A 25,950-nucleotide genomic window follows, 5' to 3' on the forward strand; every position below is an offset into this window, starting at 1 on the left:
GCTATGACGCGTCAAAATTATGGAAATCATTTGGATTCCTGATCGCATCGGGTCGACTCAAGGTAAAAATTAAACCAGCCATTAACGCCAGCCACTGCCCTGCAGGATCGGAGATCGTCAGCTGGCGTGGATCCAAACGCAAGCTGGAAACTTCCGTCTGCTGATGAATAACGGATGTAGAGTATTGGCTGCCTGCGGGAATGATAATCAGCAGGTCTTTCATAAGGCTCATTCACGAAGAGAATCGATCGCTGGATAGAAGTGACCGAACTACACGTTGAGCTCGACGAATGGCTTACATGGCTGGGTTGGAGCTTCGACCGTCGAGCGGCGAATGAACGGTTGCGGATGTTTGCGTTCGCGACATGACTCACGGCAATCAGGTATTGCCCCGGGCGCTATTCCGCTACGGTTTGAAGTGGTCCAATCGCTTGCTCTCGAAGGCGCTAACGACGAAATCGACAAAAACACGTGTCTTGGCCGAAATGAGCGTTCGCGATGCGTAGTAAAGCGAAATTGTGCCGGCGTCCGCGTACCAGTCCGGCAGCAGCCGAATCAGATCTCCGCGCTCCAGGTCGGGCAGCACATCGACCAACGCGATCAACGACATGCCCAGGCCAAGACGCGCGGCCTCGCGCATCGCCGCGGGATCATTCACGACGATGGTTTCCGTGAACGTTCCCGGCACCTCAATACCGTTGGCATTCCGGAACATCCAGCGGCGAATTCGCCCCGTTTGCGGCGAGCGCATGGCGATGCCGTTGTATGCAGCGAGTCCCGAAGGATCGGCCGGCAGCGACCGGCCGGACATATAGGCCGGCGAGGCCACGGCGACGATATGCACCGGGGCCAGCGCGCGTGATACGAGACCGGGGGCGAGATTGAAGGCACCGCCGATGGCGGCGTCGTAGTTCTCGGCGATCAGGTCCACGGGCCGGTTCTCGAAGTGCCATTCCGGCTTGATTCGCGGGTACCTTGCAAGGAAAGGCGGCAGCAAAGGCAGGATATGCGTGACGCCAAACGTTGGACTCAAGCTGACTTTCAAGACGCCTGACGGCTCGCTGTTGTGGGCTGCGGCCTCGGCAATGGCGGCCTGGAGCGCATCGAGATTACCGTCGATCGAAACCAGGAACCGCTCGCCGGCTTCCGTGAGCGTGAGTTTGCGGGTCGAGCGTTGAAACAACCGTACGCCCAGGTTGCGTTCGAGCATCGCCACGTTTCGGCTGACCGCCGCGGCGGTCAGCCCCAGCCTGCGCCCCGCCTCTGAAAAGCTGCCGCCTTCCGCCGCCCGTACGAAGGATTCGAGGTTTGCCAACGTTTCCATATGGGTCGACGATCTTCAACGATTGCTTGAAGCGGAAACAAAAGAATACCCACTAATCGCGGCGCAACAAAGGGCCTATCTTCGCTCCACACCCTCTCAACCTGGAGTGAAAGCATGAAAGGCATCGTTCTCACCGCGTTCGGCGACCCAGCGAAAGTCCTCGAACTGAGGACCCTTCCCGATCCGACGCCGCCGGGACCCGGTGAGGTCGTGGTCCGCGTGACCAGACGCAGCATCCATCCCGGCAACCTGGCGATGGTCCGCGGGCGCTTCAACATCCCGCTTCCGGCAGACGGCTTCGTGGTGCCGGGAGGCGATGGCGTAGGCGTCGTCGAAGCCGTGGGCGAAGCTGTGGGCCCCGCACAGGACGTGAAGCCGGGTGCACGAGTGATCTTCTATCCCAGCCCGGGCGCCTGGGCAGAGCGTCTCAAGACGCGCGTCGAACTGGTGACGCCCATCCCGGACGACCTGTCGGACGCCATCGCTGCCCAGTTGCTCCCGAACACGGTGATCGCCCTCATGCTGCTGCGTGCCGCAAAACAGGCAGTGCCGGACGCAGGGTGCGAGACGCCGATCTTGCTGACCGCTGCCGGGTCCTCCGTGGCACGCATCCTCGCAGTTGCCGCCCGCCGGCGTGGCTTGAAGGTCGTAAGCGCGGTACGCAGCAGAAACGGCGCGAACGCCCTGTCCGAGCGGTTTCCGGATTTGACCGTGGTTTCGACGGCCGATACGGACTGGGCCGACCAGGTCCGCCGGGCCGCAGGTGGGCGGCCGCTTCAGGTCGTCATGGATCCGATAGGAGGCGCGATGGTGAGCGATCTTGTCCGGCTGCTCGGCGACGGCGGGGCCCTGCTGTTTTACGGCGGACTCGTGCCGGAGCCCATTGCACTCCCGTCCGTCCAGCTGGCGCATCACGAGATCATGTTCAAGGGCGTTTCGAGCTCGCGATGGCTGCAGACCACGTCGGCCGAGCAGCGCCGCGAGGATGTGGCGGAGGCGATCGAGATCGGCCGCGCGGCGCCCGAACAATTCGAGCTGGAGGCCGACTACGATCTGTCCCGGTTCATCGAGGCGATCACGCACATCGAGCGGGCGGATCGCAGTGGGGCGGTCCTGATCAGCTCGGATTCGTGAGGTGGAATTGCTGGAATCGACGGACTGAGCACAAGCATCCCTGAGCACGACCACCGCACCCAAGGCGATCGCCGCGTTACCGGCCTGGACTCCGGCCACACACAAATGGCTTCGTGCGCAAGACATCTTCGAAGCCAGCAAGTGCGGCAGCAGCGTTCCCTGAGTCGATGGATGACAGCTCCGAGCTGCTTCTGGGGTTGTCCGCTCCCCGTGCAAAGAACACCCACACGCCGGGCTATATCGCCGCTATACAATCGTCTATATCGGTGCTATATTGGTGGTATGGATACACGGACCACCCTGCTTGCTGCGGCGCTGAAAGTTCTCGAAGAAGAAGGCGAGGCGCAGTTTTCGACGCGCGCGGTCTGCTCCCTGGCGGGAGTCACCGCGCCGACGCTATATCACCACTACGGCAGCGCCGACGGTCTGCTAAGCGCCGCGATGGCGGAGGCGTTCGCGCAGTTTCTGGAAAGCAAAAATGCAGCCGCGCAATCGCCCGATCCCGTGACCGTCCTGCGCGATGGCTGGGACGATTACGTGCGCTTCGCGGCCGCACGGCCCAGACTCTACGCGGCGATGTTGGGACGTGTTCTGCAGGGGGCGCAGATACCGGCTGCCCAGCAAGCTTTCGCACTCCTCATCGAGTGCGTTTCTGCCATCGCCGCCGAGGGGCGGCTCGCGCTCGCGGTGGAAGTCGCGGCGGATGTGATGTGGGCGTCGGCTAACGCAGCTTCTCTGCTCTATGTCACGGCGCAACTGCGCCATGCGGCGGCACCCGCGTCCGCCGTTCTCGAGGACATCCGCGAGAACGCCATGCGCGCCATTCTGACAACAGACACAACGGATACGAAAGGCTGAACGACCATGAAAATCCTTGTCACTGGAGGCTCCGGCCTGCTCGGCAGCCGCTTGCTCCCAGCACTCGCAGCGGCAGGCCATCAGGTCTTTGCGCTTGCACGCTCGGCGTCGTCCCGTGAAAGGGTGCAGGAACTGGGCGCTCAGCCTGTCGATGGCGATCTGGAAAGCCGCATGCCGCTGATACTGCCCGCGCTTGATGCCGTAGTTCACGCGGCGGCCATGTTTCGCTTCTCCGGGCCGCGCGCGCCGTTCTTTCACGCAAACGTGGATGGCACCGCGAGACTGCTGGCAGCGGCAGAGCAAGCTGGCGCGGCGAGTTTCGTTCATATCAGCGCGGCAGGCGTCATCATGGACGAATCCGGTTCGCCCATCCGTCATGCAGAAGAGAGCGCTCCTACTTTTGCGCAGCACTTTTCGGCCTATCTGGCGAGCAAGGCGCAGGCCGAGCAGATCGTGCTGGCTGCCAACAAGCCGGGTTTTCGCACCATCGCATTGCGCCCGCCGGCACTCTGGGGGCCGGGTGATCCGTTCAGCCGCGAACTCCCCCGTGCGATCAAGTCAGGCCAGTTCGCTTTCATCGACGGTGGTGACTATGCGTTCTCCACTTGCCACGTGGATAACGTCGTCGAAGCCGTCCAGTGCGCGCTGACGCGCGGCGAAGGTGGTCGCGCCTTTTTCATCACTGATCAGCAGACGCAAACGTTCCGCGAGTTCATCGCTTTAATTGCAGGCGTGCAGGGTCTTTCCGTCAGGCAACTGCGTTCGATGCCTTACTGGCTGGCTTCAGCCTCAGGGCGATTGATGGATGCCGTCTGGGCCATTCTGCGGAAAAACAGCGACCCGCCCCTGTCGCGTTCAATGGTGCGCATGATCGGGCGGGAATTCAGTGTGAGCGATGCTGCGGCACGTCGCGAACTGGGCTATGTCGGAATGACCTCGCGTGACGATGGCTTGCGCAGCTACGAGGTCGCGCATTCTCCTGGAGCGTGATCCTCGCCAACATGCTCGCTGGAAAATCCCACACCGTCTCTGTTATCCGACTCGTCCCTTAATTTGCATTTACAGGTCGTTCGCGGCAGTCCCTGTGATGGTGTAACGGCTGGCATACGGGGCGGCTACGGAAGTCCGGCATTGGCGCGGGATCGCCCGGCTGAAGGCGCAACAGTCGTCGCGGCCCTTCGACCAGGAACGGTCCTTCGACTTTACGCGGATAGTCACTCGAACGTCGCTTCCTCATCCCGTAGCGGACTTTTAGGTGATCCGTTAGTTGTGCTAGTTTCTGCTATTCGTCGAGCTCAATGTGTAGTTCGGTCGCTTCTATCCAGCGATCGATTCTCTTTGTGAATGAGCCTTATGAAAGATCTGCTGATTATCATTCCCGCAGTTGATCCGAGCCGCGCCCCAGACGGCGCGGCGATCCTGTGGCTGCAGATGCAGGACATGCCGGCACGCCTCTCGGGGGACGCCGCGGGCGAGATTGAGGTCCCGCAGGACGGCCGCTGGACCGAGGCCGTGCGCGAGCAGGTGGCCGACCGCATCCAGCGGCGCCTCGAAACGGTGATGCCAGGGCTCGCCACCAGGATCGTGGGCCGGCGCGCCTACTCACCCGCGGACCTCGAACGCCTGAACTGCAATCTCGTGGGCGGCGACCCCTATTGGGGGGTATGCTCGCCAGACCAGTTCTTCTGGCTGCGCCCGTTCGCGGGCGTCTCAGGTAAGCGCGGGCATACCGCGCCGTATGCGAACCTGTACTACATCGGCGCATCGACCCATCCTGGTCCCGGGCTCGGCGGCGGCTCGGGTTGGATGGTCGCAAACCAGCTCAGTTGACGAGGCATCGACATGGTTACGGACCTTGCACGCTCGTGGTTGACCTGCAGCGCTCCTGTGACTGCCGCACAGGCCGCCGGCCGGCCGCTCGTGGCGCTGGAATCGAGCATCATTGCCCACGGCATGCCCTACCCGGAGAACGTTCGCACTGCTCATGAAGTGGAGTCCTTGATCCGAGACGCGGGCGCTGAGCCCGCGACTATCGCACTGATCGGTGGGCGAATCCACATCGGCCTAACGGACGACGAACTGGACCTGATCGGCCGCTCGGACCGGGTACATAAGGTCAGCCGCCGTGACCTGCCGGCCGTGCTGGCCGGAGGCGGGCCCGGCGCCACGACGGTGGCTGGCACGATGATATGTGCCGCGTTGGCCGGCATTGAGGTCTTCGTCACCGGAGGCATTGGCGGCGTACACCGGGGTGCGCCGGAGACCTTTGACATCTCGGCCGACCTGCAGGAACTGGCGAAGACCTCGGTGGCGGTAATCTGTGCCGGTGCGAAGTCCATCCTGGACATCGGGCTCACACTGGAATACCTGGAAACCCATGGCGTCCCGGTACTCAGTTGCGAACAGGACAATTTCGCGGCGTACTACACGCGTGACAGCGGCTTTCGCGCGGACTTCAGGCTGGACGACCCGGCGGAGCAGGCGCGGTTCATCCGCACCAAGTGGGACCTCGGCCTCGAGGGCGGTGTGGTGTTGAGCACCCCGGTGCCGGTAGCGGCAGCGATGACGTTCGAAGAGATTGACGCGCTGACTCAGCAGGCGCTCGACGAGGCCACTGCGAAAGGAATCACCGGTAAGGCCGTGACCCCCTTCCTGCTGGCGCGCATCACGGCGTTGACAGGTGGACGCAGCCTCGCGACAAACATCGCGATCGTGAAACACAATGCCGAGGTCGGGGTACGGCTGGCGCTGGCGTTGGCACACGTAGAGCGCGGGACAAGCGCGGCGTAGCCACCGGAACGTCGGGTCGCGACCAGACTGCGCGGCAGCTTCCAACGACCGCCCCTGGCGTGCGCCGTGAAAAGGGAGTGCGCTCTCGCCGGCGCCATTGGCATCCGCAAACCTTGCCATCGCGCGCTGCAGGTGCTACATGGCATAGGCCCTTCGTTGCTGGGTTGTGTTCGCTCGCGCATCCATTGCCGTATTGCCATCGACATCAACATATCGATGTGAAGACCGCGTCATTTCGTGAAAAGCTCTTGCGCTATCAGTAGGCGTAGGTTCAAGTGCGCTCAAGCTACCGCGGCAATTCGGCACGGCGATAATGGTGAAACGCCAGGGCTAGTTAGCGAACGTTATAGTTTTGCCTACATTCTTACGGCGGTACAGTTGACTAACGATTCAAGCAGCAGTCCCACCTGACCGTCGAAGTTCGATACTGCTGTGCGCCTGTGAAGTCAGAAAAATTCAGACACGGAAGCCCCAAGGTGCCCCGGGGCGGGTAGCCGAACCGCCGCCTTCTTCCTCTCCGAAGCAGGCGGGCAAACGCTCCACGCACCATCGTCGTGCCGAAAGAAGAACAGTGCTCTGGCCCCGTCTGCGGTCGCGACGTACACATAGCGACTACCGCCCCATCGTGTACGACCGAACTCAATCACGTGAACCGGTAGTGCTGGTACTGGAGCTAGCCATTTTTCGACCTGACAGCGTAGAGACTTTTCATCCGTGCTTTTCATGTTCCCCTCCGGCAAGTCCGAGGGCCGATGACGCTGGGCAGAGCGTATCCACTCCCCCCAGTTCGAGCCTTGTCTAACGTCGGCGAACGCGTTACTGGCCGATTTGCCGGCTTACGTGATTCTCCTGCTGGTTTAGTACGTAGTCCTCTCGCCGGGTGATACGGCCGCTGTTCTGGGTTGCCATGTCGCGCTCCTCCTGCCGAATCCGACGGTCATCGCTATGGAGTCTCGCCGCCTCGGCGTGCGACATTTCCCCTTCACGCACCTCCTAGTGAATGCGTCGGTCCTGATTCGCCAGGCGGTGATTCACCTCTGCGCGACGTGGGTGCGTTGCATCCCAGCTGGTCTGCGCTGACGCGGTGCCTGCGAATGACAAAGCAAGTACAGAAATAGCCGCGATTTTGTAGGCAACGTTGTGCATGTTCGTCTCCGATTCCATTGAGGGGACGGCATCTCGCCGTTCACCTCCTCAACGTCACGGACGACCACCATGTTGACTGACGAGTTGTGAGTTCTGAAACCGATTATTTCGCGTGAGACCGGATGTCCGAACTGGTTCGTGGACCGGTCAGATGTTTCAAATTACACGTCTCGTTACACACAAACACATCAGTAATTTGCGCTCCAAATATATTGCCTTCACTACCGACAAGTGAGGAACGTATGAAGCGAATTTTTGCGCTGGTGCTGATGGCTGCTTGTCTCGCAACCGCGTTGAGCGGCTGCATCGTCGTGCCTGCAGGTGGCTACTACCACCGCTATTAACTTGTCCAACTTTCTGCAACGTGCATGAAGGAGGAGGACGTCGCTCCTCGCCCCGCTCACCCTGGGGGAAAAGTAACGAGACTGGATGCGTGGCGAGAGAGGAGTCCGTTCGGTCTCCTCCTCCGCGCGCTAGACGTCGTACTGCCTTTGCCACGCCAGCTTTCGCTTCTTTTGTCAGTGCTTCACCGGCTGAGGTGGGTCACAGTTAGCGCTCGAGGAGGTCAAGCCGTGGCTCGACAAGGAGATGCCAAAGGTACGTCGCATCACGGCACTCGGTGGCGGTGCAGCCGCCAAAAGCGTGTCGGAAAGCCGTTCGCTAGACACAGCATCGATGGGACCAAAAATTGGCGGCGCGATTTACGGTCTCGTCTCTCTCGTCGACGACATCGAAGAGGGCTCGCACAACGTAACGAGATGGTGGGTGCTTGGCAGAGAGATGCCTGCTGCCACTGGCAACGACAAGACGTCGCTGCTTGTGGACGTGGCGGATAACGACTTCTCCTCTTTACTCGAAGACATGACGGCCGCGAAGCTCAAAATTCCTGCCATCTATGAACGGCCGAGCAAGAGAACGTTAGACACCCATCGTTACCTTATAGAGGTGGAGGGGCACGCAAAAGTTGGCGCATTGCAGGAATTTCTCCAATCAAACACTCAAATCAGGGTGCTTGGTTCGTACGCACGCAAATACTGAGAGTCGAGAGTCGCTTACCAGGAGCGAGGCCGTGGCTGCCCTTGCGATCGAGATGACTAAAGCGCCCGGTCTCCTCGACCGAACCATCGCTCCGAAGAGCAGGCTGCGCGCGACGACGGCGTTTTCAAGCTGGAAGCTCATCGGACCGGAGGCATATCGTTTGCCGCCCGCTTAGATGCATCCGAAACGGCGCATCAAGTTTTCAACTTCAATTTCAATGGACTTCTCGTGATGGTACCGGCGATTCTTGTTCTCAAGGCGCTGTGCAAACCCAACGCAACCCTATTTGAGGACTTGTTTCGCCCCGCCTCGGACACTGTCGATTGCGAGCCCCCAGATGACGATGTAGCGCATGCCGAACGAAGCGGGCTCCATCGAGGAGCCCGCGTGCTTCATAAATCGAGGAGCCGGCTCAAGTCTGTTTAGCCCACAGATCGTCGATCGCGCGGATCGCCAGCAGGTATCCGTTTGCCCCCGCCCCGCAAATTACCGCCGTGGCGGCCACCGAAATCGTCGAGTGACGATATTCCTCCGAGCGTTGGTGGATGTTGGTGATATGCAATTCCACTACTGGCCGGCGGATGAGCTTGACTGCGTCGAGCACCGGAATCCGGCCGAACGAAAAGCCGGCCGGATTGATAATCAGCGCGGCGTCCTGCAGGAAGGCTTCCTGAATCCAGTCGATCAGTTCGCTTTCGCTGTTTGTTTGACGAAATACGCAGTCGAACTTGAGTGCGTCGGCTAGCGTGAGGCAGTTCTGTTCGATGTCCTTCAGCGTGGTGGTGCCATAAAGATGCGGCTCCCTCGCGCCCAGCATGTTCAGGTTGGAGCCGTTGAGGATGTAGAGTTTGCGAGTCATGGTGTCAATGTGTAGAAGAGCGTTCCAGGACCGTGTCTTTGGTTTCCCGGGATATTGCGATCATCAGGAAGGAGATCAGGTTCAGCGAGCCGCAAACCGCGACGATGGCCCACGGGGAGCCGTTAAAGGCATTGAGCAGCGCCACGGCGACGATGGGCATCGGACCGCCGGTGAGCAGGTTGGCTCCCGAGTACGACAGCGCGGACCCGGTGTAGCGCGCCTCGGTCGGGAATGACTCAGCGAACCAGACCGGCTGGATGCCGCTCTGGAACTGCGTGAAGCCGAGGAAGGCGCCCATGAGTGCCATCGTCATGGCGATCGAGTTGTGGTTGAGGATCGGGAAGTAAATCAGGCAGCAGATCAGTGTGCAGGACGAACCGATCATCAGCGCCCGTTTGCGTCCGATCCGATCGCTCAGATAGCCGCCCGCAAGCGCGCCCACGATGGCGCAGACATTCGCCACCATCAGCAGCATGAAGCCGGTCTGCCTGGGTACGCCGAGGTGCTTCGTCAGGTAGCTGAGCGAGAAGACCACGATCAGATAAAACAGCGCGGCCGGGCCGCAGAAGAACAGCGTCAGGCGGAGCGCGGTGCGCCAGTGATATTTGAAGACGGTGCCGAGCGGATTGGCGGCGCGTGTCGATGCGCCAGTCCTCTTGAGCGCCTCGAAGGCCGGAGTCTCGCTAACCTTCCTGCGGATATAGATGCCCAGCAGCACCAGAACAAAGCTCGCGAGAAACGGAACTCGCCAGCCCCAGCTATCGAAGTCGTCCGACGAAAGCAACGCGGCCAGCGTAAAGAGCGAGAAATTGGCGAGGATCTGGCTGAGCGGCGAACAAATGCCAAGCAGACCTGAATACCAGCCACGGCGGTTAGCAGACGCATGCTCCACCGCCATCAGCTGCGCACCCGTCGATTCGCCGCCAAGCGCGAAACCCTGAATGATGCGAAGCGACACCAGCAACGTCGGCGCTAGGATGCCAACCTGGTGGTAAGTGGGCAGCAAGCCCATCAGGAACGACGACGCGCCCATCACCGACACGGTGATCAGCATCAGTTTGCGGCGTCCCCAACGGTCCCCGAGCATCCCGCAAATCACCGCCCCGAGCGGGCGTGCGGCCAACCCTGCCCAGAAACTTGCGAGAGACGCGAGCAGCGAGGCGGTCGGGTCGAGGGACGGGAAAAACAGCTTGGGAAAGATCGTGGCCGCGACCACGCCATAGAGCGCGAAGTCGAACCATTCGAGCGCGGTACCGACAGTTGCCCCTGCTACTGCCCGACGCGCCATCAAGTGAGCCTGCGCAGACCGTCCCTCCGCGGCAAGGTCCGAATCAGCAAAAAATGACATGTTGTCTCCTGAATTCTTGATATGTCGATGCGTTCGTTTCTGGCGACGAACAGGTGCTATTGTTTGTGCTGTACAGGCGGGGCGTTCCGTACCGGAACTGCATCTCATAATATGGAAACCAGCGAAAGATGTCGCTTAGAAACGGCCTAAGAATTCTCGATCTGCTGGCGTCGCAGGGCGAAGGCGCAGGCCTCGTGGCCATTGCCGATGCCTTGTCTCTGCCGCGCAGCACCTGCCACCGCCTGCTCGCCGAACTCGTTGAAGGCGGGTATGTCAGGCAACGGGTCGATCACAGCCGCTACATCCTGACAATGCGCATGACGTCGAACGGACTCGAATTCCTGAGTCTCACGGGCATCGCAGATATCGCCCAGCCGATCATCGAACGCGTCGCTGCGCAGACCGGCGAACTCGCGCGACTGTCGCTGGTGGATGGCGAAGCGATCATCTGGGTCGGGAAGGCGGACGGACACCGCACCGGCTTCCGCTACGACCCCGACATGGGCCAGGCCGCACGACTTTCATGCACGTCGACCGGACACGCATGGCTCATGACGATGACCGACGAACAGGCGGCCTTGCTAGTCTTGAAGCAAGGCTTCGGACAGCCGAATGAGTTCGGACCCAATGCGCCGACGACGCTAAAAGCGCTGCTCGGTTTCGTGCATGCGGCACGCGTGCGTGGCTACGCGATGATCGACGAGGTGTTTGCCCCGCGCATGTCGGCAGTGGCGACGCCCGTGGTGAGCGGCTCACGCTGCGTCGGCGTCATCAGCCTGGCCGGTCCTCGGGTGCGACTAACGACCGGGAAGATTCACGAGTACTCGGGACTGCTACGCGAGGCGGCCAATGAACTGGCCCAGTTGAGCAATATGGCGGGATTCTCACATCGGCCCCCGCTCGGAAAGGGATGAGGACGCAGAATTCAGTCAATATTTAAAAAATATCTAAAGTCACACTGAAATACAACCGTAATACAGCCGGGTACCAGCATCGGCGTCCGTTTCCTGCCCTACCCAATATCCCTGTCACTTGAAGAATTTCAGGCTCACCTCACGCGCCGGCGTCGCGGCCGACGCCGCAAAGCAGCTTTTCAAAAGCTTTGACGCATCCGACGATGATCAGGTGTCGCTGAGTGAGTTTGTTGAGGGAGTGAGCAAGAGTATCGAGAGCGGAAGCCAGGTGTTCAATGACCTCATGGATTCCTATACGAGGGATGCGAACGGGAATCTGGATCTAGCCGCCACCGACAACTTCCTTAGCGCCGGTGTCGCAGCAGAGATGGCTTTCTGGAAAAACCTCAGTCGGTGAATTGGAGTTTGCCGCAGTAGCGTCGCGAGCGCCGCCTCAGGCACCCGATCCTGCATTTGTCGGAAAGGCGTGAAGCAATGGCGGCTCGGAAATGGAAAGCGCAGGCATCCCGTGCCGAGGCCGGTCAAGTCGCCGAGTAAGCCCGAAGCTCCTTCTCGGTTCGGGCTGAATCAGGATCGTCGATAGAGTCAACTGCCTCGATAGCTCGCACGTAGTCTTCAGGCAAATTCGCCTCCCTCGCGCCCACCAATACGTGCTGCTTGTACCAGTGGTAGGGCTGAAGACCCGGTTGCTTCTTCGTAGCGACGTAGGTCAGCGCATACACTCCGCCAGTCGCGGTCTCAACCCGGACACTCAAAGGCTCGTAACCCTTACCCGCTCCTTCGAATGTGTCGAGCGCCTCCCGTTCGCCAGGCACGACCGAGAAAATGACGCCATAGACTCTGTCACCGACGTTTCCCGTGTGCTCACAATCGCATTTTCCCGAGCCGTCTTTCTTGCTCAATTTGTCGAACGCGAGTTTGTAGCCAGTCACAAACCCCGTGGTGACAACCCTCGCTGACGGCAGCCTCGCGATGAGGCGTCGTATCGACATGTTGGAGCCGTACGCGAAATAGGTAAATTCGCTGCTCGAGTGCATAGCTGTGATTGCCCTCGTGACAACTGCAGTGGGACATAACGCACGGCAAGCCACCTGCAACACCTTCCCACACGGCGGCACGGTATTAGCGTCAATACGTGTTCAAGGAAAGCGGAATCGGAACATGAATGTAGCCACCTTCCACGTCGCCGTAAGCATATGAGCGCCCTTCAACCAGGTATCTCGCGGTCAGCGCACACAGCGCGGCATCGAAGTCGTCAATCGATTTCAAGCCAGAGGCGTCGATCATAGCGCTTTCGAGTACTTCAGGCCGTTGCCGGCGCTTCTCCTTCGCAGACGTCCCCTCCTTGCCGCGCAGAGCACAGGTCACGGCATGGGGAAACGTTTCGAAGCTAACACGCCCACCCTGGAAATCGCGAGATGACAGCAGCGGAAAGTCGGAAGTAAAGACCTGGTAAATGACTTCTCCGTTGAACATCCACCGGTAGAAGCGACCCGGATTCTCATCGGCCCGCTTTCGGGTTGGCGTGGCGAATGAAAAGATGCGTTGACGCGCAAGCTCCCTTTCCGCACGCCGCCCTTCGCCTTCGACACCCCATTGGCAAGGCGCGTCGATCCCAACGGCCTGGACGCCGTACTCGAGGCACGCTTGCAGCATCTCCTGCGGGGTTTTCGTATCGGCAGGCCGGAAAGCACGGCTGCCTTCCAGAATGACCAGATGGCAGCCCTTCTTGTCACCGCCCACGTCGATGCCAGCAACCGTCCGTGTATTCACGCGGCCCCGCCACGAGTAACAAGCGCTGAACCGGGCTGGAAGCAGGCTTCCGGAGCCCGGTGTGTGCCACTCAGGCCGCAGCGGCCGTGCTCACAACTTCAGTGGCCGCCGCAGGCGCGGCAACTTCGACGGGCGCCGTCGATTTCACCACAAGCTTCGGCGCACGGGCTTTTCGGACGACAGGTGATTTCGCCGCTGCGCCGTTCTTCGGTGCAGCTTTGCGTGCCGGCGATGCCGCCGCCTTCACAGATACCTTCTTGACAGCAGCTTTTTTCGTTGCCGCGTTCTTTTTTACAGCAGCCTTCTTCGCTGCCAGCGCCTTGGCCGTCTTGGCTGCAGGCTCAGCCTTTTCAATCAAAAACTTCGACCGGTCCTTCGCGCCTGCGAGCCATGCCGGTGCGATGCCACGACCGGACCACGTCGCGCCGGTTTTCGGGTCACGATATTTCGGCGGCTGCGGTCCGCGCACGTAGTTACCTGCCTTAGGCGCTTTCACAGCAGCGGCCGATTTCGGCGCCGCGCCGGCAATCAGGAACTTGCTTCGGTCCTTTGCATTTGCAATCCACGCGGGAGCGCGACCATGGCCGGTCCAGGTCGCGCCGGTTTTGGGATCGCGATATTTCGCTGCCGACGGACCCTGCTTCGCAGCAACGGTCGCGCCCGGCGTGCGGCCGCGCCGCTTGCCGACAAATGCCTCAATGTCAGCAACCGTCACGGCATGCTTGTCCATCAGGCCGCGAATCTTCTCGAGTACAACCGACGATTTCGTTGTCGCCAGCGATTCTGCTTGAGCCTGCAGCTTTGCGATTCTTGCCTGAATCGATTGGAGCGTAGCCATTCGTGGTTTTCCTTTGAAAAGTTAATTTTTTCCACTATGCCACATCGGACGACGAATACAACATTTGGTGTCGAATTAGTTTGCGCCAGGCAGTGGGAAACATTACTTACTATTTCCAGATCGACAAGTCGTCTGACTATCGGTGCGGAAGTGCCGCCGCGTTCTACGCCTCGTCAATTCAATTCAGCGTGTTCTTACTCGTTATGTGAAAGCTGCGAGTACGCGATTTGAACATAGGAATACCGATAGGATCTCGCGCGATACTTCATGTTTTACCTGACCGATAGCATCAGGTTCTCATATCCCTCGATGCTCATCAGAGCCATCGCGCGCTCCGTTCAATACGTATGTTCAGCAACCACACGGGCCACCGTCTCCAGCGACCGCTCGAGCGTGGCCAGATCGACGGAACCGATTGCAAGGCGAATAGCGTGAGGCACGTGAGGCGAAGTCGAAAACGGCAGCGCGGTCGTCACGAAAATCCGTTCGCGCATCAACGCCATCGCGATCGCGTCGGCGCGGACCTCGGGTTCGAGTGGCATCCAGATGAAGTACGACGCTGGGTGCCCTATTCTCTTGAGCGGACCCAGAACCTCGGCGGCGAGGCGCTGACGTATCGCGGCATCGCGCCGCTTCTCGTCTTCGAGCCTCGCCGCCGTGCCGTCTTCCATCCAGCCGCAGGCGATGGCCGTCATGGTCGCCGGCGTGTTCCACGTCGTCGCCCGGATCGCCCGCTCGAGCCTCGGCACCCAATCGCGCGGTGCGTGGATGAAACCGATGCGCAGTCCCGTCGCAACACTCTTCGACAAGCTCGACACATAGACCGTCGTCTCCGGCGCGAGCGATGCCAACGGCGGCGGCGTATCGTCTGCCAGGAACGCATAGGCGGCGTCCTCGATCAGAATCAGCCCATGTCGTCGTGCGATGGCGGCGAGCTCGCGGCGCCGCGTCGCGCCCATCACCCAGCCGAGCGGATTATGAAGGGTCGGCATGGTGTAGACGGCGCGCACTTTTCGTCGCTTGCACAGGGCCGTCAATGCGTCCAGATCCGGGCCGCGTCCGGCGGCGGGGATCGGTGCGAGTTCCAGTCGGCAGGCCTCGGCGGCCAGCTTGAACCCCGGGTAGGTCAGCGCGTCCACCGCCACCACGTCGCCGGGTTCGAATAACGCCATCGCCGTCGTCGTCAGTCCATGCTGCGCGCCGCTCACGAACAGCGTGGTTTCGGCGCTGGCTTCCAGGCCCCGGCGGGCCAGGTGTCGCGCCGCCGTCGCCCTTTCGTGTTCGCGCCCGCCCTGGGGCTGGTAGCGGAGCAGCGACTCCAGGTCGCCGGCCGCCGCGAGCTGGCGCAGTGCTGCCCTGAGCAGGTCGGTCTGATCGGGCGACGACGGATAGTTGAAGCTCAGGTCCACGGCGTCCGCGCTCCACGCATGCAGATCGACGCCTTGTCCGCGGGGCAGCGGCTCCTTGACGAACGTGCCGCGGCCGGTTTCGCCGCTGACGAGCCCCATCGCCTGCAGCTCCGCATAGACACGCGTTGCCGTGACCAGTGCCAGGCCCTCGCGCGCAGCCAGTTCGCGGTGCGTGGGCAGACGCGTGCCGGGACGCAGACGGCCCGCACGGATTTCGACGGCGAGCCGATCGACCAGCGGTTTGTAGCGGGGTTCCGGCATGGCCCAATGTATCCATGACAATAATTTGATTGTATTGATTGTCGGCCCTACCATGGCTCGACACAACCTCTTCCACCGTATGAGGGCGCCATGCACATCGCCATCCTGACCTTCGAAGGCTTCAACGAACTCGACTCGCTGATCGCATTCAACCTCCTCAACCGGGTCCGGCAACCCGACTGGCGGGTTTCGATTGCCAGCCCGGCGTCCACTGTGCGTTCAATGAATGGCCTCGTGCTGGAGGCGCAAGTGTCGCTGAACGACGCATGCGAAGCCGACGCGGTGTTGGTCGGCAGTGGAGTCCGCACGCGCGACGTCGCCGCCGATCCCGCGCTGATGTCGCAACTCAGGCTCGACCCAACGCGCCAGCTGCTTGGTGCGCAGTGCTCCGGCACGCTGATACTTGCGAAGCTGGGCCTGCTGCAGGACGTTTCCGCATGCACGGACCTGACCACCACGCCGTGGGTCGAAGAGGCGGGTGTACCCGTGCTCAATCAGCCGTTCGTGGCCAGTGGGAATGTCGCGACGGCGGGCGGGTGTCTCGCATCGCACTATCTCGCGGCCTGGGTGATCGCGCGCCTCGCCGGCATCGAGGCTGCGCGCAGCGTGATTCACCATGCAGCGCCAGTGGGAGAGAAGGAAACCTACGTGACGCGCGCGATCGGGAACATTTTGCCATTCCTTTAACCGGAAGCCGCTGAACTTATACACGCCCCTTCGAATGTGCCGATCAGCGCATGATATAATTCGCACGCGAACTAAATCGCACATTTTTATCTGCGCGGAAATGAAACATCGCCTCGTCTATCTATTGAATGTCGGACAGCGCCGGCTGCAACGGTGGTCGCAAACACGCGCAGCCGGCGGCGGCGTCACGGCAGCCCAGGCGGGGCTGCTGTTTTTTTTGGGCGATCGCAACGGCGCACTCATGAGCGAAGCCGCTGCTGCGCTGGATTTGGGCGCACCAGGCATGAGCGGTCTCGCTGACCGGACAGAAAAGGCGGGGTTAATCGAACGTCGGGCTGACGAGACCGATGGCCGGGTGTCGCGTCTGTGGTTGACGGAGGCAGGACGTACTGCGCGCCAAAAATCGAAGCTTCGCATGAAAGACCTGAACGCCAGATTGACCGAAGGATTTACGGAAGCGGAAATCGACGTCGTGGCGCGGTGGCTGACCAGCCTGCAGACCAGGTTTCCGCTCGCCGAAGACGGCGACGCGTAACCTCGACCGTGGCCGGTCAGCAAGGCACTGGCTAGTGCTGGGCAACCCTCGAGAAGTCCGGCTTGCGTTTCTCGGCAAAGGCCGCGAATGCCTCCCTCGCCTCGGCGCTCGTCAGCCGCTCCTGAAACTTCGCGCTCTCGCTGTCCATTTGCGCAACCAGCGTTTCGGCTTCGCGCATCAGCTTTTTCATGGCGCTCAGAGAACCGGCCGGCTTGGCGGCGATTCTTTCGGCCATCCTGCGTGCATCGTCGCGTAGTTGATCCTTTGCGCAGACCTTGTTGGCAAGGCCCCACGCGACAGCGGTTTGCGCGTCGAGCGGCTCGCCCAGCGCAAACATTTCGAAGGCCCGCACGTGGCCGACGCGCAGCGGAAGCAGGTAGCTGGACGCCGCCTCGGGGACGAGCGCGAGATTGACGAACGGGGTGATCAGTTCCGCGTCTGGCGCGAGCAGGACGTAGTCGCAGTGCAGTAGAAGCGTGGTGCCGATACCGACCGCCTTGCCCTGGACCGCAGCGATGATGGGCACAGTCGACTTCGCGAGGGCGTGCAAAAAGCGATGCACATGTCGCTCACTGGGCCCCTTACCCGACGCAATGGCTGCGAACTCGCCCACATCGTTGCCCGCGGTAAACATGTCTCCGTCCCCTTGCATCAGCAATACGCGGACATGGCTGTCGCGCTCTGCGTTCTCGATGATGTCTGCCAGCGTGCCATACATCTCGTTCGTCAGTGCATTCTTCTTGTCCGGTCGGGCAAGCGTAATCGTCAGAATGCCGTCGGCTTGATCGACGTGAATTTCCGCGCTCATGGTGCTCTCCTGAAATTTAGTTTGCATGCGAAGTATATGGGTAGTTCGCATGCAAAGTAAACCTGAGGGTCGATGCCATGCAATTCGGGGCCTGCTCGCGAACCCTCGCCCCTGATGACGTCTGAAGCCTGAATTTGGTAGCGGACCGGAATTCGACCAGGTACTCCATTCGCGACGTCGCGCCACTCCTCGCGCGCACGCATGCTCCGTAGCATGGAGGCATGACGAAACAGGCAAGCAACCGGAGGACTGAACATGCTTATTCTCACGGCCGTTATCGTGATCGCCGCCGTGGCGATCTGGAGCGTCTACCGGCGTTATCACCCGCGCCAGGACTGACATGATGAGAGGCTGTTTTAAGGCCTCGTCGCAGCAGCCCGCCACGCCGGCGGGCTTTTTTTTTGGATTCCGCAGTCAGAGCGGCGCCGTCCGCGGAAAAGACGTTTGCGAACACTTCCGCACTCAAAAAAATATCTCCGAATCAGATTCAGCATCCTGACAAAGTTACTGTATAAATGTACAGTTCCAGGAATATCCGTAAAACGCAATGTGTCGTTGTCCCGCTGCTCCTCCCGGAATACTGCTGACGAGTAGCGTGTCGGTCGCGCGGAGTCATCGAACGCTATTTTTGAGTACCAAGGCATGCCAGATGATCGGCGCATAGCCCACATCGACATGGACGCATTCTTTGCGTCGTGTGAACTTTCGCAGTATCCCGAACTACGAGGCGAACCCATGGTGGTCGCCGGTCGTCGCTCGGATGCGCCACGAACGAAGCCGGACGGCACACGCGAGTTCTCTCGGCTACGCGACTATGTGGGCAGAGGCGTCCTCACGACCGCGACCTACGAGGCTCGCGCGCTCGGCGTTCATTCCGGAATGCCCGCCATGAAGGCCGCCCGGTTAGCGCCGGATGCAATTCTCCTTCCAGTGAATTTTGACCTCTACCGAACGTACTCGCGACTGTTCAAGGATGCCGTCCGGTCAATCAGTTCGAGCATGGAAGACGTTGGCATCGACGAGGTCTACGCAGATGTTTCACTCACGGATGGCGATTCAGAGGTCATCGCGCGCAAGTTGAAGTCCGCCGTCTTCGAAGCCACCAATCTCACATGCTCTGTCGGCATCGCGCCAAACAAGCTGCTTGCGAAGCTGTGCTCCGATATGCAGAAGCCGGACGGCATCACAATCGTGACGCTAGAGGACGTGCAATCGAGGATTTGGCCAATGGCCGCGAACAAGATCAACGGCGTCGGCCCCAAGGCGGCCGCCAAGCTTGCGTCTTTTGGCATAACGACCATCGGTGAGATCGCTGCGCGCGACGAGCGCTGGCTCGTCGAGCACTTTGGACGAAGCTACGGGGCGTGGCTTCGCAGAGTCTCAAATGGACTGGATGACAGGCCGGTGGTGACATATAGCGAGCCCGTCTCGATGAGTCGCGAGACCACATTCGAGCGCGATCTACACGCGGTACGGCACCGACAGGAACTGGGCGCAGCGTTTACCCGCCTATGCGAACAGGTGGCGCTCGACCTCCAGCGAAAAGGCTATTTGGCCAGGAAGATCGGCATCAAGCTGCGCTTCAACGACTTCAAGACAGTCACGCGTGACGTCACGCTTCCTGAGCCTATTGATGACGCGAAAGCGTTGCGGCGCGCGGCGACTGAGTGCCTGAAAAGAGTCGAACTTGTTAAATCCATCCGGCTGCTGGGAGTCAAGGCCGGCAACCTCCAACACGCCGGAGAAGCTTCCAGTAACGAGTCGCCTCAATTCACGCTGGATTTTTAGTCCGTGAGCCATTGACCGCGCTCGCGCTCCTTGTCGCAGCGTTTGGACGCCAGGCGCATTCCCGAGAGACTTATCGACCGCGAAACTCCGGTGAACGTCGCTGCGCGAATGCCTCCAGCCCTTCCCTCATGTCGTCGCCGGCGCACGCCGCCCTGCGAAGCTCCGCGATTCTCTCCATCGCATCGACAGGCACCGGCACGACATCTTCGAGAATTCGCAATTGCTCCTTGACCGCAGCAATTGCCAACGGCGCTTTGGTCGCAATCTCCGTGGCCATATGCAGGGCAACCGCCTCGACGTCGGCTGGCTGAACCACGCGGTTGAGCACGCCGTGGCGCTCGGCTTCCTCGGCTTCGAGCGGTCGTGCGCAGAAGAACATCTCCTTCAGGATATGGATCGGCAGGTTGTTGATGAACCGGAGCAAACCGCTCGTGCTGTACGGCAGACCGATGTTCGCCGGCGTCATGGCAAAGCGCACCGTCGTGTCGGCGACGACAAGGTCGCAGCTCATCACGAGGTCGACTGCCCCGCCCCATACGGAACCCGACACCATTGCCATGACCACGCCCGGATACGCGCGCACCTGCCGTAGCACGCGCTCCAGTGGCTTACCCCAGGCAATCGGGTCGTGGTCGGCCTCGAGTTCACCGAGGTCGTGACCCGCGCTCCAGACCTTCTCGCCCACGCCGCTCGTCAAGAGCACTACGGGCACGCCCTTCGATGCCAGGTCTGTCAGTTGATCCTCGAGTGCGCCCAGCAATTCCGCATTCAAGGCATGGTGTCTGGAAGCGTTGCGAAAGACCACCTTTCCAATGCGCCCTTCAATGATTTCAGTGGTGACCTTCACGCATTCTTCCGGCGCAATCGCACTCATTTCGTTACTCCACATGTTGCGTCAGACCGCGCTGTGACTCTTGCGCCGGCACGCGGGGAATTTGATAAAGCACACCCGCGGAGAGTAGCTCATAGAGTTCCGATTCGCTAAAGCCAGTCTCGCGCAAGACTTCTACCGAGTGCTCACCCAGCGCAGGCGGCGCATGGCGTGTCGCTTCGCGAGCAGCCGGCTCGCCCTCCTTCGATGCATTGAACAAGGGCGTGGGGACCTGGCGCACTTCTCCGAGGATTCGATGTTGCACCGCTTCAACCAGACCACAGTGCTGGACCTGTGCATCGGCGAACACCTCCTCGAGCGTGTTGATGGGTCCGGCGGGCAATCCGGCATCGACAAATAACGCCGTCCACTCGCGTTTTCCCCTCGTCTTCAGTCGGCGCTCGATGATTTCCTTCAACTCGCCACGATTGGCCACGCGCGCTTCGTTGGTCGCAAAACGCGGATCGCCCGGCAATTGCGGGAGGTCGAGAAGTTGACACAACCGACGCCACATCTCCGTCGTGATCGGAGCGATATTGAGCGGGCCGTCCGCGGTCTCGAACACCCCGTACGGGGCGATGACCGAGTGCGCATTGCCCGTGCGCGCCGGAACGTCGCCGAGGCTCAGATAGCGTTGCGCATGCACGCTCAGCAGCCCGACCAGACTGGCGAGCAACGAGGTGCTGACATGCTGGCCCTGCCCCGTCCGCTCGCGTTCGAAGAGCGCGGAAATCACCGCAATGGTCAGCCAAAGGCCGGAACTCAGGTCGCCGATGGCCGTGCCCGTACGTGTCGGCTCGCCTTCCGGGAATCCAGTGAGACTCATGAGACCCGAATAGCCTTGCGCAATCTGGTCAAAACCCGGCCAATCCTTGAGCGGGCCGGAGTCGCCAAATCCGCTGATGCTCGCCATGACGAGGCCCGGATTACGCTCATGCAACACGTCGTACCCCAAGCCCATTTTCTCCATGGTGCCTGGCTTGAAGTTCTCGAGCACAACGTCGGCCTTTTCGATCAGGCGTTTTACTGCGTCCAGTCCACGCGGATCGCGCATGTCGATGCACAGTGCTCGCTTGTTCCGGTTGCACGACAAGTAGTACGTACTAATGCCGCGATCGAACGGTCCCCAGGCGCGGCTCATGTCGCCGTCAGGACCGGATTCAACCTTGATGACGTCAGCACCGAGGTCGGCCAGCACCATTGCGCAAAACGGGCCCGAGAGCGCGCGCGTCAAATCGACGACCCTGATTTTCTCCAACGCTTTCATACGATGTCTCCAGTTGCTACTTTTATGTTCCAGCCAAGATTACTCCGGAAGGCGCGCGTGGCGCGTCTCGGTAGCAAAAGGCAGGATGAGAATGCCTAAACCGAAGGCCGCCGCCGTCCAGGCGACCGGCGTGCCCAGCGAGCCCTGCCAGTTAATCGCGGCGGCGAGGACGAAATTGACCCCTGCGCCAATGAATCGGCCTACCGAAGCATTGAACGCGAATGCCGTCGCGCGGATGCGCGTTGGGTACTGTTCCGGCAGCCACAGCGAGAAAATCGCGAAGTTTCCGCCGAAGAATCCCAGCAAAGCAAGAGACGCCATGAATAGACGCAGCCCGTCTGGCAGATAGAATGCCCATCCGAACGCCAGCACGATAGCGCCCGCCATCCCCACGAAATACAGACCGAGAGCCGTTCTGCGCCCCACTTTTTCCGCGAGATACGGCGCGACCAGACAGCCGATAATCGTGCCAACGGACAGAATGGCCGCCCCCACCGACGCAAGGTGAATCGCGTCGACTTTACTGAGTCCGGCGCGCGTCGCGAGACTCACGACGGCACTCGCCTCATAGACGGAGCCGGCCCACAGCCCCACGATTGCCACACCGACGAGCGCGGCGCTGGTGATGGTGCGCCGCCGAAACTCAGGAGCGAATATCAGTCGCAGTGGCGACACCGCGTGTTGAGCGCGTGCAGAATGGCGCGCGGATTCCCGGTTCCACTTCCCGGGTTCCTTCACCTTGAATACGGTGAAGATGGCGAGGATCGCCGGCGCCAGACCGCAAAGGAACATGGCGCGCCAGCCGTATTGGGCGCCGACGGTGTAGTTGAGCCACGCGGCGATAAAGAACCCCAGGTAGTAGCCGGTTTGCAGGTAGCCCGCGCCCATCTTTCGGCGGTCTTCGGGCCAACTCTCTGCGATGTACGTGCCGGCAAGCGCCCACTCACCGCCAACGCCGATGCCTGCAATCAGACGGAACACCCCGAGTTCCCACACGTTGTGCGCGAAGGCCGCGGCGCCCGTGAAAATCGAGTAAATCAGAATGCTGGCCGCGAGCGTTCGCACACGCCCGTAGCGGTCAGCGAGCGGCCCCCAGATGAACGACATGCCCCAGCCGATAAGGAACAAGGCAAACAGAATCGAGCCGTACATGCCGAGATTGCCGGGCGTCGGCTCGATGCCGGAAAGGGGAAGCAGTTCTGTGAGCGCGGGAACAAGCACCAGTGCGTAGATCACGGAGTCCACGCCGTCGAGAACCCAACCGAGGTAAACCGCCCAGAAGCCGCCTATCTGCTCCCGCGAAAGCGGCGTGCGCCGCGCCCTCACTTCGTTTGAGGCTGGCACAAGGGTTTTCTGCATGCTCGTCTCCGTTTGTATCGACCGTCCGGGCTTGAAAGTGCGTCGTTCGGCGACGGTTATGTGAGGCGAGTATAAGAAGCGACACCATCCATGAAAAATATGATATTCCTCTCGCGCGAGAACAATTTCTTATGGCGAGACAGGAGAGTCGGCGTGGACCTGAGACAATTGCGGTACTTCGTGAAGGTCGTGGAATACGGCAATGTGACGCGCGCGAGCGAGGCGCTTCACGTCGCCCAGCCTGCCGTCAGCCAGCAGATACGCAATCTGGAAAGCGAACTCGGCACCCAGCTGCTCGAGCGAAGCACTCAGGGCGTTGCACCAACGGCGTCCGGAAAAACGCTGCATCGCCATGCACTGGAACTGCTGCGGCAGGCCGACCGCACTGGCGAACTCTTGCGGCAAGACGCCGAATCTCCCGAGGGCAAGGTTTCGGTCGGGCTGCCTTCGAGCACCTCCCGAGTGCTCGCCATCCCGCTCGCGCAGGCTGTGCGAGCGCGCTATCCGGGAATCGTGATCGAACTCATCGAGGCACCTACCGCCGATTTGCACAACCTGATTGCAGGTGGACGCGTGGACCTGGCAATCGTTGCAGATGCCGTGGAAACCCACGGCATCCAGGCCGAACACCTGCTGTCCGAGGCCTTGTATCTGATTGCCTGGCCCGAGTTCGAGCTTCCTCGAGAGCCGATTGCCTTGAGCGCGCTCGCGACGATGCCGATGGTGCTGCCAAGTGCGCCAAACACCATTCGCAGCCGCGTCGAGTGGGCGCTGCGCGAAAAGGGCCTGGCATGCAAGATTCTTTTCGAGGCCAGCTCGACGGCATTGTTATTCGCCGCGGTGATGGCCAAGCTCGGCGTGACCGTTCTCCCCTGGACTGCGGCTCACGTCGAACTGGACGAGGGCAAATTGAAGCTGGCGCAACTCAATCACAGCCTGTTTCGGCGCGATCTCTCGCTTTGCTGGAAAGACACGCCGCTCGTGAGCAACGCCGTCCTCAAGGTCAAGAATACGATGCGTGAGCTCGTGGCAACGCTGAGCGCGCGTCCTGAATGGGCGGCTGGCAACGCGCAACGCCCGCGGCGTGCGAGGCGTGCGCGGTGACTGAAGCGATTGCATCAACTGGCCGGATCCGATGCCAAGGCAATGCGCGCCTTCTCCTCCGGACTATTCGCCTTGTAATACTTGTCGGCCCACTTGCGGTCGGGCTGCAGCAACAGCCGCTGCAGGGTTCTATGCTGCTGCTCCTCGATGCCAACGGCGCGAGCACGATAGTGCTCGTATAACCGCATGAATTCAGCGAGGTAAATGCCGGCAATTCGCGTGTCTTTTATTTCGAGCAGATTCTCGTCGTTGAAATGCTCGGAGTTGTTGCTCATGTTGGCCGAGCCCGTGTAGACAATCGGATTGTCTCCCTCGGCGTCGATCACAATGAACTTGTGGTGGATGATGACCGGAGCGTAACTGGGCGCGACTTCGCCAGGAAAGAGCCGCAGTTCGGGTTCGAATCCTTCGGGCACGGTTGCCGGAGAAAAATACGATGCGTCGATGACGTCGCGGTTTTCCTTGCTTCGATGATAGAGCGCGAGATTTGCCAGCGCAGTCGTACTCACCGCTTCTCCCGCTTTTTGCGCCTCTTGCGCATTCTCAGCGGACTTTTCGCTAATGTTGTTGACGAGGCCGAACATCATGAGCCCCTTGTCGCCAGCGGCAAAGCAGGCGTCGCGAAGCGGTTCGTCTGTCGGCATGAAGAGGCAAAACAGGACGGAATGCTGCGCCTTTCCTATCGCTTCAACGATGGTATCGATCTGGATACGTCTGGTTTTCGTTTCCGGAGAGAAGCAAACACGCACAGCTGCGCTTCCCACCGACACGGGATCAGACCAGCCATTCGTGAGTTCAGCGGTCTGGTTGATCGGCGGATTGCTCGCGATGGCTTTCGTTCTGTCGTCGTACAGTTTCGCGAGATCAACCGAATCGAACAGGTGAAGCACGTTGGCCTGTTCCGTAATGCCTTCCGTCGTGAAGTTCGCAGACCCCGCCACGACGAATGCCGGGTTACCTTGCCGATCGCCCCTATCCGTCACGATGAGCTTGTCGTGCATGATATGCGTCTTGTCACGAGCGCAGAACGTCACGACGCCGCTCAGTGCATCGACTGCGGGTTGATTGGGCGATGGTGCGGGAGCTTTACCTTTTTCGCGAACCAGGTGCGAGTCGTATACGACGGCAACATTGGCTTTGCCGTGAGCGGTCCCAAACTCCTTGAACGCCGGGATCGCCCAAAGCGGGTCGGTCAGGTGATAGACGGCTGCTGCAGCGCGCGACGCGTCCAGAAATATTTCCTTGAACACGAGCTGCATGTCGTTCGCGAGCCACGTGCGAAGTTCAAGCGCCTCTGCGGCCGGCGGCGCGGTATGCGGATCGATTCCCATGGCCTTCACCTGTCGTGCAAAAGCCTGTGAGCTCACCACCGCACGGTTGAACCAGGTGCCGACGCCGTCTTCGATATGCGCCGGAAGCGTGACCTCAACCGAACTCGCCTCTGCGTTCAGCACATTCACATTGTCCGGCGTACCGACTACCGGATAGACGGTGTACTTGAACTGCTTGCCCCTGTCGGCCTCCTCGATACGCGCGTCCCACCACATGAATTTTTGAATCGGCGCGATGTTCGAAGGCGCATCAGGCTTCCCATCCGGCACCGGGCCGTTGAACGTGATTCGATTAGGGAGCCAGCTGCTCGCCTCATGCGATTTTCCGTCCGGGCTCGTGAAACCCGGGGCCCGCTCTATGGCAAAACCCAGGAAGTCGGCACGTGTCGCCCCTTCTGGCCAGTCGAGCGCGAGTAAAACCAGCGTCGGGGAGAGATAGCTGCGGACCTTCGTCGACATCGTTCACCTCTGCTGTGTAAGCCAAAAGCACCAGTGTCGACCAGGAATT

General features: G+C 60.7%; 24 protein-coding genes and 3 pseudogenes. 12 read left to right on the forward strand and 15 right to left on the reverse strand.

Annotated features, from left to right (window positions below):
• Position 1: 1 nt before the first annotated feature.
• A complete protein-coding gene (locus tag M3A49_RS00180) occupies positions 2-223 on the reverse strand; it encodes a hypothetical protein (protein ID WP_266227013.1) in 222 nt (73 codons plus the stop codon).
• 183 nt (positions 224-406) lie between these two features.
• Positions 407-1,324 (reverse strand): LysR family transcriptional regulator, encoded by a 918-nt coding sequence (locus M3A49_RS00185; RefSeq protein WP_266227014.1) that lies wholly within the window; start codon positions 1,322-1,324, stop codon positions 407-409.
• Positions 1,325-1,438: 114 nt separating this feature from the next.
• Between M3A49_RS00185 and M3A49_RS00190 the strand changes: the two genes are divergently transcribed.
• The 5 genes and pseudogenes from M3A49_RS00190 (at position 1,439) to M3A49_RS00210 (ending at position 6,106) form a co-directional block, all read left to right on the forward strand.
• Positions 1,439-2,458, forward strand: coding sequence for a zinc-binding dehydrogenase (locus M3A49_RS00190; protein WP_266227015.1), 1,020 nt, complete (start codon positions 1,439-1,441; stop codon positions 2,456-2,458).
• Positions 2,459-2,740: 282 nt separating this feature from the next.
• Entirely contained in the window at positions 2,741-3,316 is a 576-nt protein-coding gene (locus M3A49_RS00195) for a TetR/AcrR family transcriptional regulator (RefSeq protein ID WP_266227016.1), read from the forward strand.
• 6 nt (positions 3,317-3,322) lie between these two features.
• Positions 3,323-4,306, forward strand: coding sequence for an NAD-dependent epimerase/dehydratase family protein (locus tag M3A49_RS00200; RefSeq protein WP_266227017.1), 984 nt, complete (start codon positions 3,323-3,325; stop codon positions 4,304-4,306).
• 390 nt (positions 4,307-4,696) lie between these two features.
• Positions 4,697-5,146 (forward strand): annotated as a pseudogene (locus tag M3A49_RS00205) (phytoene desaturase family protein); the annotation flags it as partial.
• 12 nt (positions 5,147-5,158) lie between these two features.
• Positions 5,159-6,106 (forward strand): pseudouridine-5'-phosphate glycosidase, encoded by a 948-nt coding sequence (locus tag M3A49_RS00210; protein ID WP_266227018.1) that lies wholly within the window; start codon positions 5,159-5,161, stop codon positions 6,104-6,106.
• Positions 6,107-6,552: 446 nt separating this feature from the next.
• On the opposite strand, the gene M3A49_RS00215 is transcribed toward M3A49_RS00210, so the two are convergent.
• Both M3A49_RS00215 and M3A49_RS00220 read right to left on the reverse strand, forming a co-directional pair.
• Positions 6,553-6,831: a hypothetical protein gene (locus tag M3A49_RS00215; protein ID WP_266227019.1), complete on the reverse strand. Its 279-nt coding sequence runs from the start codon at positions 6,829-6,831 to the stop codon at positions 6,553-6,555.
• A gap of 91 nt (positions 6,832-6,922) precedes the next feature.
• A pseudogene (locus tag M3A49_RS00220) lies at positions 6,923-7,252 on the reverse strand (hypothetical protein).
• A gap of 561 nt (positions 7,253-7,813) precedes the next feature.
• On the opposite strand from M3A49_RS00220, the pseudogene M3A49_RS00225 reads away from it, so the two are divergent.
• Positions 7,814-8,290: pseudogene (locus M3A49_RS00225) on the forward strand (prephenate dehydratase domain-containing protein); the annotation flags it as partial.
• Between the two features lie 412 nt (positions 8,291-8,702).
• Here M3A49_RS00225 and M3A49_RS00230 read toward each other — a convergent pair.
• Together M3A49_RS00230 and M3A49_RS00235 are read right to left on the reverse strand one after the other, a co-directional pair.
• Positions 8,703-9,149: a type II 3-dehydroquinate dehydratase gene (locus tag M3A49_RS00230; RefSeq protein ID WP_266227020.1), complete on the reverse strand. Its 447-nt coding sequence runs from the start codon at positions 9,147-9,149 to the stop codon at positions 8,703-8,705.
• 4 nt (positions 9,150-9,153) lie between these two features.
• Complete coding sequence (locus M3A49_RS00235) at positions 9,154-10,497, reverse strand: MFS transporter (RefSeq protein WP_416338892.1); 1,344 nt, start codon at positions 10,495-10,497, stop codon at positions 9,154-9,156.
• A gap of 128 nt (positions 10,498-10,625) precedes the next feature.
• Between M3A49_RS00235 and M3A49_RS00240 the strand changes: the two genes are divergently transcribed.
• Both M3A49_RS00240 and M3A49_RS00245 read left to right on the forward strand, forming a co-directional pair.
• On the forward strand, positions 10,626-11,411 hold the full coding sequence (locus M3A49_RS00240; protein WP_266227021.1) for an IclR family transcriptional regulator: 786 nt from the start codon (positions 10,626-10,628) through the stop codon (positions 11,409-11,411).
• 118 nt (positions 11,412-11,529) lie between these two features.
• Positions 11,530-11,808 (forward strand): hypothetical protein, encoded by a 279-nt coding sequence (locus tag M3A49_RS00245; protein ID WP_266227022.1) that lies wholly within the window; start codon positions 11,530-11,532, stop codon positions 11,806-11,808.
• A 124-nt stretch (positions 11,809-11,932) separates the two neighbouring features.
• On the opposite strand, the gene M3A49_RS00250 is transcribed toward M3A49_RS00245, so the two are convergent.
• The 4 genes from M3A49_RS00250 to M3A49_RS00265 form a co-directional block, all read right to left on the reverse strand.
• Positions 11,933-12,448: a gamma-glutamylcyclotransferase family protein gene (locus M3A49_RS00250; RefSeq protein ID WP_266227023.1), complete on the reverse strand. Its 516-nt coding sequence runs from the start codon at positions 12,446-12,448 to the stop codon at positions 11,933-11,935.
• A gap of 91 nt (positions 12,449-12,539) precedes the next feature.
• A complete protein-coding gene (locus M3A49_RS00255) occupies positions 12,540-13,184 on the reverse strand; it encodes a DUF429 domain-containing protein (RefSeq protein ID WP_266227024.1) in 645 nt (214 codons plus the stop codon).
• Between the two features lie 70 nt (positions 13,185-13,254).
• On the reverse strand, positions 13,255-14,022 hold the full coding sequence (locus M3A49_RS00260; RefSeq protein ID WP_266227025.1) for an H-NS family nucleoid-associated regulatory protein: 768 nt from the start codon (positions 14,020-14,022) through the stop codon (positions 13,255-13,257).
• A gap of 338 nt (positions 14,023-14,360) precedes the next feature.
• Complete coding sequence (locus M3A49_RS00265; protein WP_266227026.1) at positions 14,361-15,692, reverse strand: PLP-dependent aminotransferase family protein; 1,332 nt, start codon at positions 15,690-15,692, stop codon at positions 14,361-14,363.
• Positions 15,693-15,782: 90 nt separating this feature from the next.
• Between M3A49_RS00265 and M3A49_RS00270 the strand changes: the two genes are divergently transcribed.
• Together M3A49_RS00270 and M3A49_RS00275 are read left to right on the forward strand one after the other, a co-directional pair.
• The gene (locus tag M3A49_RS00270; protein WP_266227027.1) at positions 15,783-16,379 is read left to right on the forward strand and encodes a DJ-1/PfpI family protein; all 597 of its coding nucleotides are present in this window, start codon (positions 15,783-15,785) and stop codon (positions 16,377-16,379) included.
• Between the two features lie 100 nt (positions 16,380-16,479).
• Positions 16,480-16,914, forward strand: a complete 435-nt coding sequence (locus M3A49_RS00275) for a MarR family winged helix-turn-helix transcriptional regulator (protein ID WP_266227028.1) — start codon at positions 16,480-16,482, stop codon at positions 16,912-16,914.
• Positions 16,915-16,945: 31 nt separating this feature from the next.
• On the opposite strand, the gene M3A49_RS00280 is transcribed toward M3A49_RS00275, so the two are convergent.
• The gene (locus M3A49_RS00280) at positions 16,946-17,722 is read right to left on the reverse strand and encodes an enoyl-CoA hydratase-related protein (protein ID WP_266227029.1); all 777 of its coding nucleotides are present in this window, start codon (positions 17,720-17,722) and stop codon (positions 16,946-16,948) included.
• 642 nt (positions 17,723-18,364) lie between these two features.
• Here M3A49_RS00280 and dinB point away from each other — a divergent pair.
• Entirely contained in the window at positions 18,365-19,510 is a 1,146-nt protein-coding gene (gene dinB / locus M3A49_RS00285) for a DNA polymerase IV (RefSeq protein ID WP_266227030.1), read from the forward strand.
• A 70-nt stretch (positions 19,511-19,580) separates the two neighbouring features.
• Here the strand turns inward: dinB and scpB are convergent, their stop codons facing one another.
• From scpB to M3A49_RS00300, 3 genes are read right to left on the reverse strand one after another with little or no spacing between them, the layout of a single operon-like run.
• On the reverse strand, positions 19,581-20,384 hold the full coding sequence (gene scpB, locus M3A49_RS00290) for a methylmalonyl-CoA decarboxylase (RefSeq protein WP_266227031.1): 804 nt from the start codon (positions 20,382-20,384) through the stop codon (positions 19,581-19,583).
• A gap of 4 nt (positions 20,385-20,388) precedes the next feature.
• The gene (locus M3A49_RS00295; RefSeq protein ID WP_266227032.1) at positions 20,389-21,648 is read right to left on the reverse strand and encodes a CaiB/BaiF CoA transferase family protein; all 1,260 of its coding nucleotides are present in this window, start codon (positions 21,646-21,648) and stop codon (positions 20,389-20,391) included.
• 39 nt (positions 21,649-21,687) lie between these two features.
• Positions 21,688-23,007, reverse strand: a complete 1,320-nt coding sequence (locus M3A49_RS00300) for an MFS transporter (protein WP_266227033.1) — start codon at positions 23,005-23,007, stop codon at positions 21,688-21,690.
• A 153-nt stretch (positions 23,008-23,160) separates the two neighbouring features.
• On the opposite strand from M3A49_RS00300, the gene M3A49_RS00305 reads away from it, so the two are divergent.
• A complete protein-coding gene (locus M3A49_RS00305; protein ID WP_266227034.1) occupies positions 23,161-24,111 on the forward strand; it encodes a LysR substrate-binding domain-containing protein in 951 nt (316 codons plus the stop codon).
• Positions 24,112-24,125: 14 nt separating this feature from the next.
• Here M3A49_RS00305 and M3A49_RS00310 read toward each other — a convergent pair whose 3' ends face one another.
• Positions 24,126-25,901, reverse strand: coding sequence for a phospholipase D-like domain-containing protein (locus tag M3A49_RS00310; RefSeq protein WP_266227035.1), 1,776 nt, complete (start codon positions 25,899-25,901; stop codon positions 24,126-24,128).
• Positions 25,902-25,950: the final 49 nt, after the last annotated feature.

This window comes from Paraburkholderia sp. CNPSo 3076, assembly GCF_026343935.1.
GTDB classification, from domain to species: Bacteria; Pseudomonadota; Gammaproteobacteria; order Burkholderiales; family Burkholderiaceae; genus Paraburkholderia; species Paraburkholderia nodosa.